At 52.5% G+C, this 13565-nt stretch carries 11 protein-coding genes; 3 read left to right on the top strand and 8 right to left on the bottom strand.

Annotation, left to right across the window (positions count from 1 at the left end; all coding sequences use genetic code 11):
- Window positions 1-64: 64 nt before the first annotated feature.
- The 8 genes from AADEFJLK_RS05730 to AADEFJLK_RS05695 all read right to left on the bottom strand — a co-directional run bounded on the left by AADEFJLK_RS05730 (window position 65) and on the right by AADEFJLK_RS05695 (window position 11185).
- Window positions 65-394 carry a hypothetical protein gene (locus AADEFJLK_RS05730; protein ID WP_249027988.1) on the bottom strand — a complete coding sequence of 110 codons (330 nt, stop codon included), beginning with the start codon at window positions 392-394 and terminating at the stop codon, window positions 65-67.
- On the bottom strand, window positions 381-659 hold the full coding sequence (locus AADEFJLK_RS05725; protein ID WP_103973634.1) for a hypothetical protein: 279 nt from the start codon (window positions 657-659) through the stop codon (window positions 381-383). Before AADEFJLK_RS05725 ends, AADEFJLK_RS05730 begins: the two co-directional genes overlap by 14 nt.
- Window positions 660-909: 250 nt before the next feature.
- A complete protein-coding gene (locus AADEFJLK_RS05720; protein ID WP_249027987.1) occupies window positions 910-1965 on the bottom strand; it encodes a copper resistance protein B in 1056 nt (351 codons plus the stop codon).
- Window positions 1962-3593, bottom strand: coding sequence for a copper resistance system multicopper oxidase (locus AADEFJLK_RS05715; RefSeq protein ID WP_103973633.1), 1632 nt, complete (start codon window positions 3591-3593; stop codon window positions 1962-1964). Before AADEFJLK_RS05715 ends, AADEFJLK_RS05720 begins: the two co-directional genes overlap by 4 nt.
- An 82-nt stretch (window positions 3594-3675) precedes the next feature.
- Entirely contained in the window at window positions 3676-4017 is a 342-nt protein-coding gene (locus AADEFJLK_RS05710) for a hypothetical protein (protein WP_103973632.1), read from the bottom strand.
- A gap of 645 nt (window positions 4018-4662) precedes the next feature.
- A complete protein-coding gene (locus AADEFJLK_RS05705; RefSeq protein ID WP_103973631.1) occupies window positions 4663-8070 on the bottom strand; it encodes a beta strand repeat-containing protein in 3408 nt (1135 codons plus the stop codon).
- 504 nt (window positions 8071-8574) lie between these two features.
- Window positions 8575-9627: an AI-2E family transporter gene (locus AADEFJLK_RS05700; RefSeq protein ID WP_088617633.1), complete on the bottom strand. Its 1053-nt coding sequence runs from the start codon at window positions 9625-9627 to the stop codon at window positions 8575-8577.
- Window positions 9628-9709: 82 nt separating this feature from the next.
- On the bottom strand, window positions 9710-11185 hold the full coding sequence (locus tag AADEFJLK_RS05695; protein WP_103973630.1) for a lipopolysaccharide biosynthesis protein: 1476 nt from the start codon (window positions 11183-11185) through the stop codon (window positions 9710-9712).
- Between the two features lie 352 nt (window positions 11186-11537).
- Here AADEFJLK_RS05695 and AADEFJLK_RS23860 point away from each other — a divergent pair, with 352 nt between their 5' ends.
- The 3 genes from AADEFJLK_RS23860 (at window position 11538) to AADEFJLK_RS05680 (ending at window position 13333) form a co-directional block, all read left to right on the top strand.
- Window positions 11538-11744 (top strand): hypothetical protein, encoded by a 207-nt coding sequence (locus AADEFJLK_RS23860; RefSeq protein ID WP_146054516.1) that lies wholly within the window; start codon window positions 11538-11540, stop codon window positions 11742-11744.
- A 17-nt stretch (window positions 11745-11761) separates the two neighbouring features.
- The gene (locus AADEFJLK_RS05685; RefSeq protein ID WP_103973628.1) at window positions 11762-12550 is read left to right on the top strand and encodes a carbonic anhydrase; all 789 of its coding nucleotides are present in this window, start codon (window positions 11762-11764) and stop codon (window positions 12548-12550) included.
- Between the two features lie 129 nt (window positions 12551-12679).
- A complete protein-coding gene (locus AADEFJLK_RS05680; RefSeq protein WP_103973627.1) occupies window positions 12680-13333 on the top strand; it encodes a TIGR02117 family protein in 654 nt (217 codons plus the stop codon).
- The last annotated feature ends 232 nt before the right edge of the window (window positions 13334-13565 follow it).

Here is a 13565-nt window from a genome sequence, read left to right as displayed (position 1 = left end):
AAGGAGCCGCTGTCGAAAAAACGCATATATGATCAAAACCAGTGAAAAAAACCATCCATCTATTTCATTTCTTACCATAAGCCCCGTCATGATCCGATGAAATGGTCAGCAATCGAATGAAATCGCCATCACGATACGCTATAGCACGACAAGACTGTGTGATGCGTAACGAATACAGCGCGTCAATACCTTGAGGCGGCCTGATGCTGGCTATCTTTTCCCACTTAAGGCCATTATCACGGTAAACTTGTTGCCATGTCATTTGCCTAATCTTATTCAAAGCATCCAATGCGGCATGACGTTCTGGCTTTTGTAAGGACAACAAATTTTCTTGAAAAACAGGATTATTTAAATCAAGACACACCTTAGACATTCCGGCATCACTCGCCTTCATGCAGTTTTTCCATCACGCTATCGAGAGTAGCATCGCTCGCCGGATGGGTGGTAGCCCACGCTAAGGCCTGTTGCAAATCGGCGGCAACCTTAGGATGCTGTAACCAGTGTTCGTTGTCGGGAATAACAGTGGCGGTGCGGATTAGCCACACGCCTTGCTCTTGCTCCTCAACCAACACTTGTCTGCCCGCATATTGTTTGCCCAGCGATATTTGCCCATTCGGGCCTATCACTTTGATACTGGGGTGGGATATTTGTCGCGTCATAACGGCTCCTAAAATACTAATGCACTATGCGGTGCTTTAATAAAAACAAAAATGGCATTAGATGAAAACATCAGCCTTTTTACCAGCGCTTATAGCATTCTCAACCCATAAACCATATCCTACGCTGTAGAGTATTTGCGCCTAGCCTCTTAGCAAGACCTAAGCTACATACCGCACCTTAATACTTACCGGAAACATTCCAAAAGATACCTAATATACCCTTGCTTAATAACGATATAAAGCCCATCCCCTAAAACCAAAAATGCACCCCCGCCACCCAACGGGTCGTATCGGTGCGGCTGTCAATATGGTTAACCGTAGGCACGGTGGACCATTCCACGCCGATATATGGCGCGAATTCGCGGCGGATTTCATAGCGCAACCGTAAGCCACTTTCAAAATCAGACAAGCCGCTGCTAATACCGCGCCCGGCATCGTCTTGGCTATAAAAATTAGCTTCGATACGCGGTTGCAGGATCAGGCGTTGGGTAATCAGCAAATCGTATTCGTTTTCAATCCGAAACGCGACCCGGCCTTGCTCGCCGATATAGGCGGTGGCTTCGACATACAGCCAATACGGGGTAAAGCCTTGTAAACCGAAAGTGGCCCAGCTACGCTCAGGCCCTGCCCCCGCATCATAGCGGATGCCCATCTGCGTATCCCAGAACGGGGTTAAGGCGTGACCCCACAGCGCTTCATTACGCGCCTCGGTAAATTGCCCCGCGTCGATATTGCCTTCTGCCCTAATCACGACCCGGTCGGCGGTTTTGCCATACCACGCTTGCCAATCGTAGGTCATCAGGCTCTGCGACCCCGTACCTAAGCCTTCCAAACGGTCAACCAGCAAGGCGGCAAGGGGGTGTTCTTCTTTATGGCTATGGGCAATACCTGGGCCAAAATCATAGCCATCAGAATAGGCATCAGGGTCGCGGGCATCTTTAGGGGGGCGGTCGTTAGCTGCGGTATGCCCTGTGTGCTGATGCAGACCAGCCGCAACACCAACGTCATGCTGATGTTGTTCTGGCACAGCATCAACACCATGCTGGTGCTGTTCTGGCGCGGCATCAACGCCGTGCTGATGAGGTTCTGGCGCAACATCAACGCCATGCTGATGCGGTTCTGGCTCGGCATCAACGGGGTGCTGATGCGGTTTGGGTGTGGCGGCAGGATGCTTAGGCTCTTCCATCGCCTCCATGTCCTCGGCGGACATATCCGCCATATTATGATGCTGATGATCCATAGCAGGCTCGGCCTTAGCTGACGGCACATTGCCCAACAGCACTAAAAGTAACAGGCGTTTTTTCATGCCACCACCACCACCCTGAACATGCCCCCGTGCATGTGATAAAACAAATGGCAATGCCAAGGCCAATAGCCCCGCGCATCGGCGGTAACTCGAAAACTGACGCGCTGGGCGGGTTGCACCACCACCACATGCTTGCGTACCTGCACTTGGCCGTCGGAGCTTTCCAAATCGCTCCATAAGCCGTGCAAGTGCATGGGGTGGCTCATCATGGTATCGTTAACAAAAATCACCCGCAGGCGTTCGCCGTAACGGAAATGGATAGGCGTGGACTCGTCAAACGGCACTCCATCCAAAGACCAGCTATAACGCTCCATGTTGCCAGTAAGGTGCAGCTCTATGTCGCGCCCTGGTGGCCGCTGGTCGCTGATAATGCCCTCTACGCTGCGCAAATCGGCATACGTCAAAACCCGGCGGCCATTGTTGCGCAAGCCCACCCCCGGATCATCCAAATTCGTGCGCGGGGTATCAACGCGCATATCGACACTCGCGCCGTATTCGCTTTTGGCGTGGTGGACGGCGACTGGGCCGGACATTGCCCCCATCATATCGGTCATGGTGAGGGGTTCCGGCTTATCCGGCGTGGGAACAGGAGCCGACAAACCCGCGCGGACAGCTAACGTGCCGCAAGCAAAACCGCTTCTGTCCATAGACTGGGCAAACACGGTATAGGCTTGCTGGCTGGGGCTGACCAGCACATCGTAGGTTTCCGCAGGGCCTATGCGCAATTCATCGACACTAACGGGAACAATCGGCTGGCCATCGGCATGGACGACAGTGAGGCTTAGGCCAGGGATACGCACATCAAAAAAAGTTTGCGCCGCCGAATTGATAAAGCGCAAGCGCACCCGCTCACCCGGTTGGAACAGTCCCAACCAATGATCCGCCGCCGTTTTGCCATTAATTAAATAAGTATAAGTATACCCGGAAATGTCCGCCAAATCGGTCATGGACATGCGCATTTCGTTCCACATCGCCCGCTTGTCCAACGCCGCCCCTAGGCCATCGTGCGCAACATCATGGATAAAATCCACCGCCGTGGGCTGGTTGAAATTGTAGTAATCGCTCTGTTTTTTCAGCTTGGCAAACACCGCCAACGGGTCTTCATCCGTCCATTCCGACAATTGCACGACATAATCACGGTCAGCGACAATGGTTTCGGTGGCGGGGCTGATGACAATCGCCCCATACAGCCCAGTTTGCTCCTGCATACCCGAATGCGAGTGATACCAATAAGTGCCGGATTGCTGGACTTTAAAGCGGTAGGTGAAGCGGCTGCCCGGCGGGATACCGTTAAAACTGATACCGGGCGCACCGTCCATTTCATAAGGCAAAATCAAGCCATGCCAATGTATCGACGTGGTTTCCGCCAACTCGTTAACCACCGTTAGCGTCACCGTATCACCTTCGCGCCAGTGCAAAGTCGGCGCGGGGATGGAGCCATTAACCGTGGTCGCAGGACGCGCCGTACCCGTAAAATTAACCATAGTTTGGGCAATAGTCAGGGTAAACGCCGTGCCGCTAAGCACCTCGGCACTCGCCGCCCGACACTCGGCAGGCAACAGCGAGGCAATGCCCGTCGCGGCAAGGCCCTTTAGGAAATGGCGGCGGGCTGGCACAAAAGGCGGCATAGGCAAAATAGGGGCTGATAGACGGTACTTTAGTGTACCTTAAGTACCGTTAACCACCTAAAAGCGGCAGGCCGCGTGAGGGTCAAAGCTGGGCAAGAATGGTGCTCATGTGCTTATTATTACGCATATAGCCATGCCGTTCATTGACAAAATACTTGCCCAAAGCATGTAGCCTGGATATTTGCGCCACTTCAAACACATCCCATTCATAGCCTTGGCCAATATAATTGACCGCCATAGCCTTAGGCATACCGCCCTGAGTGGCGGCAAGCGGTTCGGCATGGAGTTGGAAACACCACAACACATGCGTACCTGTCGCAACCGATACCCCAACAGCATGAGGCTCTACGGTATGGATAAGGCTACCGTATGCCAAAGACAGCATTTCCCGATCATTTACTGCGTTGATAATCGTCTGTAACATAAAAGCTCTCTGATAATGAATCTCCTCAGCGGTTACTTGTTTGGGTGGCTTTGGCCTTCCCTATCAACCGCCAAGCTTAACTCAACACCCATCAGCTAAAGCTGGCGGGTTGAAAATCCGCTGACTAAAACACGGGCTACCTGCACATTTGTGCGGGCTGAAGCCGCCAGATGGAAATTAAAACCAGATATAAGCTGATTGTACCGGATGATGGGGTACGTATAAATCGGGTATTTTGTTGATTTTGTTGCCCAACATGAGCGTGTTGCGCCATACGATTGCCACAAGCATTAAAAGATCATCGCTGCCTCTTGCCAACAGATTGACAATAAAAACACGTTCCGCCCGAAACACAGTATCGGCGGCAATTCGGTATGGATTGCCATAATGACGGGGCTATTTATAGTCGCTGCATTTCTTCACAGTAAACGTCCTCAAAACTCATATAGCCTAAACTGATTTTAAAATTTGCCCTCTTTTACCATAAGTATCTACACAAATTTTGCAACCCTTTAATTTTGATAAAATCATCACTTTTATCAAATGCACTAACCATTAGTTTTACAATGACTAATAAAAGTTGCGTAGACACTTATGCCCCTTTACATTGCAAACAGCGAGGCACACGGTTATGGCAGCTTGCCTTTAAACTACTAAAAAATCTGCCGAAGTCATCGCCAGCCCCTTACCGAGCAGGGCGACCAGCACCACCGCCGCCTTGCCGCTGCCATCGCTATCGTAAAACAGGCCACCAGAGGTGCTGTTATAGAGGATGTGGTCGTTACTGTCTTCGACCGAGCCAGCACCGAAAATTTTGAACTGGTCGGCGGCCAATGTGCCAGTGCCTAAGGCGGTGAAGATGCCGTGCGCCAGTTGAATGGTGTCATCGGCGACCGTAAAGTCAGTGACGGTGTCGGTGTTGCCTAGGCCTAAGGCAGTGCTAAAGACAAAACGGTCTTGGCCTAAGCCGCCTGCCAGGACATCGTTGCCTAGGCCGCCGTTAAGCACGTCATTGCCCGTCCCGCCCCATAAGCTGTTGTTGGCGGCGCTTCCCGTCAGGGTATCGTTGTAGGCGCTGCCGTTGAGGTTTTCGATATTGCTCAGGGTGTCGATGCCGGCGCCGCCAGTGTTCTGCGCTCCGGTCAACCCTAGGTTGACCACCACCCCGGCAGTGGCGGTCCCGTAGTGGACGGTGTCCACGCCATTGCCGCCGTTGATGCTGTCATTGCCCGCATCGCCGCGCAGACTATCGTCGCCGTCGCCGCCGTTGAGGCTGTCGTTGCCCGCGCCGCCATCAAGGACATTGTTGGCGGTGCTCCCCGTCAGGGTGTCGTTATAGGCACTGCCGTTGACGATTTCGATGTTGCTCAGGGTGTCGGTGCCGGCACCTAGGGTGTTTTGCGCCGTGGCCAGGCTGAGGTTGACGGCCACACCAGCACTGGCGTTCTCATAGTTAGCGATGTCCACGCCATTGCCGCCGTTAAGGATGTCGTTGCCGCCATCGCCGCGCAGGTTATCGTTGCCGTCACCGCCGTTAAGGCTGTCGTTGCCGTCACCGCCTTGCAGGATATTATTGGCGGCATTGCCGGTCAGGGTATTGTCCAAACCATTGCCGACCGCAAACGCCGCGCCCGCCAATAAGGTCAGGTTTTCGACATTGGCCGATAACCGCCAACCCACCGAGCTGTAGACGCTGTCTATCCCATCACCGCCGTATTCCAAGACCTTATCGGCGGCACTGTCCAGCCAATAGCTGTCATTGCCGGTACCACCGACCAAGACATCGTTGCCCGTACCGCCATTGAGGCTGTCATCGCCGGCATAGCCATAGAGAATGTCATTGCCTGCCAAACCATTCAGCGTGTCGTTGCTGTCGTTATAACCATATAAGGTGTCGTTGCCCGCTGTGCCTTGCAAGGCTTTGGCCTTGATGTCCGCCCAACTCCACACGGTGCCGTCACTGAACTGGAATTGCTCGATAAGGGCGGCAGTTGAGCTAAAGCAGTTGTGGACGGTCAATTGGCCGCCGCTATAGGCCAGCAACAAACCGCTGCCATCGTAACCGATACGGCTGACTTGGCTGATGTCGGTGGCCAGCAGGTTGGTAAACTTGATGGTGTCGGTGCCGGATTCATCATAAAGCGTGTCCGCCCCGTCGTTTTTGGCGAATAAATAAGTGTCATTGCCCGACCCGCCGATCAGAGTGTCATTGCCCGTGCCGCCATTGAGGGTGTCATTGCCGACATAGCCATAGAGGGTGTCATTGCCCGCCAAACCGTTGAGAGTGTCGTTGCTGTCGTCATAGCCGTACAGTTGGTCATCGCCGCTAGTGCCGGTCAGGCTGATGTGCGCCTTGATGTCCGCCCAGCCCCACACCGTGCCGTCGCTGAACTGGAACTGCCCGATGCGGTTGTTGGTTGAATAAAAATAATATTCGACGGTCAATTGGCCACCGCTGTAGGTCAATAACAAAGTGTTGCCAGGGTAGTAGCCGTTATAATCAATCCGGCTGACACTGATGTCGGTGGCCAGCAGGTTGGTGAACTTGACGGTGTCGGTGCCGGATTCATCATAAAGCGTGTCTACCCCATCGTTTTTGGCGAACAAATAAGTGTCATTGCCCGACCCGCCATTCAGATAGTCATTGCCCGTGCCGCCATTGAGGGTGTCATTGCCGCCATAGCCATACAGGGTGTCATTGCCGGCCAGACCGTTCAGGGTGTCATCGCCGCCGTCAAAGCCATATAAAGTGTCATTGCCGGAGGTCGCGTGCAAAAATTTCGCCGTGATGTCCGTCCAGCCCCACACCGTGCCGTCGCTGAACTGGATCTGCTCGATGCGGGTGTTCGCCGAGGCGAAGTAACTGTACACGGTCAGCTGGCTGCCGCTATATGAGAGCAGCAAATCATTGCCGTTATAGTTGGTGCGGCTGACTTGGGTGACACCGCTGGCCGCCACATCGGTGAACTTGACCACATCGGCGCCGCCTTCATCATACAGCGTGTCCGCGCCATCATTTTTGGCGAACAGATAAGTGTCGTTGCCCAGCCCGCCATACAGGGTATCATTGCCGGAGCCGCCATTGAGGGTGTCGTTACCCTGACCGCCAGACAGGTAGTCATTGCCTGCCAAGCCGTTCAGGGTGTCGTCGCTGTCGTCATAACCGTACAGCCAGTCATTGCCCGCCGTGCCTTGCAAAACTTTGGCTTTAATCTCCGTCCAGCCCCAGACCGTGCCGTCACTGAATTGGAATTGCTCGATACGGTTGTCCGCCGAGTCAAAATAACCTTGGATGGTCAGTTGGCCGCTGCTATAGTTCAGTTGCAAACTGGCGGTGCTGTTGTAAGTGATGCGGCTAATCTGGGTGATGCCGCTGGCGGTAACATCAGTGAACTTGACCACATCGGCGCCGCCTTCATCATACAGCGTATCCGCGCCATCATTTTTAGCGAACAGATAGGTGTCGTTGCCCTGCCCGCCTTCCAGGTAGTCATTGCCCGTGCCGCCATTGAGGGTGTCGTTGCCAGCATAGCCAAACAGCCAGTCATTGCCCGCCAAACCGCTCAGGTGGTCGTCGCTGTCGTCATAGCCGTACAGCCCGTCATTGCCGCTGGTGCCGGCCTGGCTGATGTGCGCCTTGATGTCCGCCCAGCCCCACACCACCCCGTCACTGAACTGGAACTGTTCGATGTGGTAGTCCGCCGACTCAAAATAATTCCAGAAGTACAGTTGGCTGTTGCCGCCATAATTTAGCTGCAAATCCAAGCCCGCCACTCGGCTGACCTGGGTGATGCCGGTGGAGGCTAAATCGGTGAATTTGACCACATCCACGCCACCATTATCATAAATATCGTCCATGCCATCGTTTTTGGCAATCAGGTAGGTGTCATTGCCACCCATGCCCCCTAAGGTGTCATCGCCCGTGCCGCCATTGATAGTGTCGTTACCATCATTGCCCCACAACGAGTCATTGCCGCCATAGCCGTAGATAAAGTCATCCTGCGCCGTGCCGTCATAAAAATTGTCGTTATTGTCGCCATTATACGTTGCCATTGTGTGCCACCTTAGGTTGGATTGCCAGAAAAACCTGCTTGCAAAAACCTAGAGCTTATACCAAGTCTTATTCAATATCCATAGGATTTTTAGTTAAACTTAAACATTTTAGGTGTTTATATTATGCTGATTTAGTGTTGAGTTTCTGTTGAAAATGAGGCAGGATATGGGCGTGGCAAATGGGACAATCAGCAGGAGCCGCAGGTCGGATTTACTTACAGGGCATAAAAGCACTAGCGTAACCTGACAGGATCGGCCACGACAAACCTATCTAATTGATAGTAATGCTCATATTGTGTTTTGAGGACATAGCCAAATAAGGCATTAAATGTTTTAACGCCCTTAAAATATCCGTCATTCCGGCAATTCCTTTATGCCCCTGAAGGTATGCCGGAATGAAAGGTTTATTAATGGCCATCGTATTTTCGTGTATTTTAAAAAAGACCTCAAAACACAATACGGGGCTTTTTTATAGCATAGTGAAGGCAGGCAGTTACCGTTAATTTATTCCACCTTTTCCAAATCCTCAAGCCAATCGCGCCACACCGACATCAAAACCGCCATCAGCGTGGGGCCTAAAAACAACCCCAGCAACCCCCATGCTTCCATGCCGCCAAAAATCCCCAGCAACGTCCAGATAAACGGCAGCTTGACCGCATTGCCGATCAGCACCGGACGCACATAATTATCGGCAATTAAGGTCAGCACCATGCCGTAACTGAACAGGGCAATGGCGGCGGTGAAATGGCTTTCTGCCGCCAACACCAAAGAACACGCGCCAAAAATCAGCTTGGCGGCAAACGGGATCATCGCAAAAATGCCAGTCAAAGCCCCCAACATCGCCGGATGCCCCAGCCCCGCAAAATGGTAGCCCACACCCATCAAAATACCTTTGGCGATACCGATCAGCATCATGCCGTTGACCGTACCGCGCACGGCGGCGGCGGCGTGGCGCAGATAACGCTCGCCAACATCACCGAAAATCCGCCGGCCACTGGCTAAGACTTGGCGGCTTAGGGTATCGCCATGCTGGTAGACAAACAGCAACACCAACAAAATGACAAAAAAACTCATCAAGCGTTGTATCAGGTGACCGGCGAAATTTTTGGTATAGCCCAACGCCCCGCTAGTGCTCAGCCAGTGCAAGGTACTATTGGCCGCCTCCCGGCTACCCAAGGATTTTTGCCAAAATTCTTGCGCCGACTCGCTCATCATAGGCAATTTTATCAACCAATCAGGCGGCGGAATGCCAGTCTTTTGCACCACCAACAACCATTGCCCCAGCGCATTCGTTTCCGCGAACAGTTTAACCAAGGCATAACTGAGCGGCACCAGAATCATCGCCCCAATCAGCAAGGTCAGGCCTACCGCCCCCCAAGTGATACTGCCATGGCGTTCTTTACTGAGCAGTAAGCGGCGGTAAATCGGCCAAGTGCTGATGGCCAGCACCACCGCCCACCCCAATAAAGGCAGAAAGCCTTGGACAACCCAGCCCCCTAATAATAAAAGGATAGCGACGGCAGTTAAACGCGCCCGTGTTTGCAGTGAATCGGTCATGACAGATACAGGATGATGAAAACGGTGCGGCATTCTAACACCGAAGCCCCACCGAAAACACACTGTCTACAGAAAGTGGCGGCTAGCGTTTGCCCCGGCGCAGCGGAGATTGCTCCAATAACGCCACCACCAACAAATATTCGCCCATTAACGCCGAAGCCAATAGCCAGCTCGGCCAAGCCCAATACGGCTGCAAATAAGCTTGGGTAACCGATAGGCCGATACCTAACAGGATATAGCCCAAAATCCGCACCAATGGATAAGCGACCGGATAAAACCGCCGCCCCAACAGATAAGACACCGCTGCCATACTGGCATAACAGGCCAAAGTCGCCCATGCCGACCCCATATAACCGAATAAGGGAATCCACCAGACATTCAGGCCGATAGTCAATGCCGCCCCACTTATAGATACCCACGCGCCCATTAAGGTGCGGTCAGTCAGTTTGTACCAAATCGACAGATTGACATAAATGCCTAAAAATAAATTCGCCAACAATAAAATAGGCACCACCCCTAAGCCCGTGCGGAATTCCGCACCCATAAAATATTGGAAAAAATCTAAATACAGCGTCACCAGCAGAAAAATCGCCACACAAAAAATGACAAAAAACTTCAGCACTTTGGCATACACATCACGCGCATCATTTTTGTCGGCATAGGCAAAAAAGAACGGTTCGGCGGCATAGCGGAACGCTTGGATAAACAGCGACATCAGGACAGACAGCTTGTAACAGGCACTGTACACGCCCAGCATCTGCATATTAGTGGCGTAATCGTAGGGCAATAAATATTTTAACAAGGCGCGGTCGAGCATTTCGTTAATAATGCCCGCGAAGCCGATCACCATCATCGGCGCGGAATACCGCCACATCCGCGCAAACAAACGGTGGTCAAACCCCCACACCAGCCCCGCCAATTGCGGCAACAACAATAACGCCTTACAGGCACTGGCCAGCAAATTAGCGATAAACACATAACCCAGACCGATATGCGGGCTGTACACATAGACCAGCCAAGGCGGCGGGTTATGTGCGTACAGCTTGGGGCAGTAGACGATAAAAAACACCGTCAAACCCACCGTTACGGCAATTTCCAGCAGCTTGATAAACGCAAACCTAAACGCCCGCTCTTCGGCACGGAGCCGGGCAAACGGCAACGCCGCCAACGCATCCAAGGCCAAAATCAACCCGAACCACAACACATACTCAGGATGGCTAGCGTAATTCAGTGCAGTCGCTGCGGTCTGGTCGGCAAAAAACACGCCCAGAAAAAACAGTCCGTTGACCAGCAGGACAAACCATAACGCCGTTGAATACGCCGTGTCATGGCGTGGGTTCGCCTTATCGCGAAACCGAAAATAACCCGTCTCAAAACCGCCCAGCAACAACACCGACAAAAAACCCGAATAGGCATAAAACTCCGACACCACCCCATACTCTTGCGCCGAAAACGAATAAGTTAGCAGCGGTACCAGCAGATAATTTAAAAATCGGGCGAAAATACTGCTAAGCCCGTAGATGGCAGTTTGTGAGGCGAGTTTTTTTAAGATACCCATGGCGAGGATGTGATTGCAAAAAGGGAGGCGCGATTATATAGGAGTTGACGCATTACGGGGTGACCGTAACCGCTACTTTCAGCTACTTTTCTGGCGATACAACCAAAAACTGTATTCTACCTACCTTTAGCGATAGAAATTGCAAATTTATTTTTAAAATAGTGAGGTATTCACTACCTTGCCAGCAAACCAACACCTATAATCCGCACTGTGCACAATGCAAACCCCTCCACAGCGTTTGCCGATATTGCACAAAACCACCCGCAAGGTTAAGACAACGGCACAAGAGCGAGATATGTCGCTTTACACCGCTTGGCCTGAAGCACAACATCCACTAGGAGAAGAAGAGATTATGAAAACAAGCATATTGATCGGCATTATTTTATGCACATTGTCAACTTATGCAGCCGCAGCCGAGACTCCGGCCACACCAGCACCAGCACCAGCCCCCACCAGCACCCCGACACCTGACGCAGGCAAAGCCAAAACAAACGGCACTAACACCCCCAGTGCCCCAAAACCCAGTATTGCGGACTACTGCCGCGAACACACTTGCTAACAGAAGGGGTACACAACATGACTATTATCAAGCGTCTGCAATACGCCGCATTCATCGGCATGATCGCCACTGCCGCCGCCAGCCATGCCGCCGACCCGCATTGGACTTATGACGAACAAGCCGACTGGGGCGCATTAGAAAACACCGACCCCACTGCCCCCATTCCGGCCTTGTATCCTTTTGCCGAATGCGGCTTAGGCCAAAAGCAATCGCCTGTCGACATCAGCGTACCTGCCGCCAAGGCTTCCTTAAACCACCTAAATCCGCTGTACGCATCAGTACCGCTTTCGGTCAGCAATAACGGCCATACCATCAAGGTAAACATGCCGATAACCGCAAACCCGAATGCCTTGTTGATCGGCAAAGAAAATTATCAGTTGCTGCAATTCCACTTCCACGCCCCCAGCGAGCATACCCTGAACGGGAAGACTTTTCCGCTGGAACTGCATTTTGTCCACTCCACACCTAGCGGCAAGCTGGCCGTACTGGGTGTCATGATCAAAGCGGGCGCAGAAAACCCAGAATTCCAAAAAATCTTGGATAATGCGCCAAGCATTGCAGGCAACACCAACACCCCCGTTGGAGTCACTTTAGACCCCAACGGGCTGTTATCGCCCAGCAGAAAGTTTTACTCCTATGCCGGTTCATTAACCACACCGCCGTGTACCGAAGGTGTCGATTGGTCGGTCGCCCGCGCCCCCATTACCGTGTCCAGCGCCCAAATCGCCGAATTTGAAGCTCTGTATATCAATAACGCCAGGCTACCCCAAGCATTAAATGGCCGCATAGTGGACATTTTACCTTAAGGGCTTAGGCGGATGTCGGCAACTGGCGGCATCCGCCTTTTAGGCGGTTCAGGATTTACTAATACCGCCTAACTTAAGCAGGCAATTGCTATACTAATGCCACAACCAAGCTAGTGACCAAATCAGCCCATGAAGCTATTCTTTCTAGCCGCACTACACTTAATAACCGCCTGTGCCGCACAGCCCTACGCACCCGCTCCATTAGCCGACCAAGCCCAAAGCAGCACGACCGTCTACGTCGTCAGCCACGGTTGGCATACCGGCTTTGTCGTCCCCGCCGACGCTCTCCAAGCGCGTATCCCTGCCCTAAAAACCCGTTTTACCGATACCCCGTTCTTAGAAATTGGCTGGGGTGACAAAGGCTTTTACCAAGCCCAGGAAATCACCACGGGGCTGACCTTAAGGGCGATGTTTTGGTCATCTGGGGCCATTCTCCATGTCGTAGCCGTACCGCGCAACGTCCGCCGCTATTTTGCCAACAGCGAACAGGCCAGCTTTTGCCTCAGTGAGCGCAATTACACGGCACTGCTTGACTTTATCGCCGCCAGTTTCGCTAAAGACCCACAAGGGCGGGTACAACCGCTCAAGCAAGGCATTTATGGCGACAGCCAATTTTACGAAGGCGTAGGCACTTACCATCTCTTCAATACCTGCAATAAATGGACGGCGAAAGGCCTGCAACAAGCAGGATTTGACCTGTCCCCCACATTCAAATTAACCGCAGGCAGCGTCATGGCGCAGGTGCGCGGCGACAGCCACATTTGCCCCCAAACCGCACCGTAATATCCCCTACTCTCCGCCTACTTTCTCCTAGCTTATCAAATTGAGATCCTTTAGAATTGCTTTATCATGGTTTTTTACCATATATAACATATAGTTACGATATGCTCGACTTTTTAGATTTGTACCAACCCCTCAAATTGGAGGGGTTGGTGGCGGCCCAGGCAACAATTCAGAAACACCCCTACGGTATGGGCAAGCAGCTTGCGGATGACACGGTTTGCCAAGTGCCAAA

The organism is Methylovulum psychrotolerans (assembly GCF_002923755.1).
Lineage (GTDB): Bacteria > Pseudomonadota > Gammaproteobacteria > Methylococcales > Methylomonadaceae > Methylovulum > Methylovulum psychrotolerans.
Note: the sequence above shows the minus strand (reverse complement) of the source record. Positions and strands in the feature narration are given on the sequence as shown.

What these genes read in the sequence shown, in the direction of transcription:
- AADEFJLK_RS05680 (WP_103973627.1), top strand. Translation starts at nt 12,680, where the DNA reads ATGAAGCTATTCTTTCTAGCCGCACTACACTTAATAACCGCCTGTGCC.
- AADEFJLK_RS05730 (WP_249027988.1), bottom strand. Translation starts at nt 394, where the DNA reads ATGAAGGCGAGTGATGCCGGAATGTCTAAGGTGTGTCTTGATTTAAAT.
- AADEFJLK_RS23860 (WP_146054516.1), top strand. Translation starts at nt 11,538, where the DNA reads ATGAAAACAAGCATATTGATCGGCATTATTTTATGCACATTGTCAACT.
- AADEFJLK_RS05700 (WP_088617633.1), bottom strand. Translation starts at nt 9,627, where the DNA reads ATGACCGATTCACTGCAAACACGGGCGCGTTTAACTGCCGTCGCTATC.
- AADEFJLK_RS05685 (WP_103973628.1), top strand. Translation starts at nt 11,762, where the DNA reads ATGACTATTATCAAGCGTCTGCAATACGCCGCATTCATCGGCATGATC.
- AADEFJLK_RS05715 (WP_103973633.1), bottom strand. Translation starts at nt 3,593, where the DNA reads ATGCCGCCTTTTGTGCCAGCCCGCCGCCATTTCCTAAAGGGCCTTGCC.
- AADEFJLK_RS05695 (WP_103973630.1), bottom strand. Translation starts at nt 11,185, where the DNA reads ATGGGTATCTTAAAAAAACTCGCCTCACAAACTGCCATCTACGGGCTT.
- AADEFJLK_RS05720 (WP_249027987.1), bottom strand. Translation starts at nt 1,965, where the DNA reads ATGAAAAAACGCCTGTTACTTTTAGTGCTGTTGGGCAATGTGCCGTCA.
- AADEFJLK_RS05705 (WP_103973631.1), bottom strand. Translation starts at nt 8,070, where the DNA reads ATGGCAACGTATAATGGCGACAATAACGACAATTTTTATGACGGCACG.
- AADEFJLK_RS05725 (WP_103973634.1), bottom strand. Translation starts at nt 659, where the DNA reads ATGACGCGACAAATATCCCACCCCAGTATCAAAGTGATAGGCCCGAAT.
- AADEFJLK_RS05710 (WP_103973632.1), bottom strand. Translation starts at nt 4,017, where the DNA reads ATGTTACAGACGATTATCAACGCAGTAAATGATCGGGAAATGCTGTCT.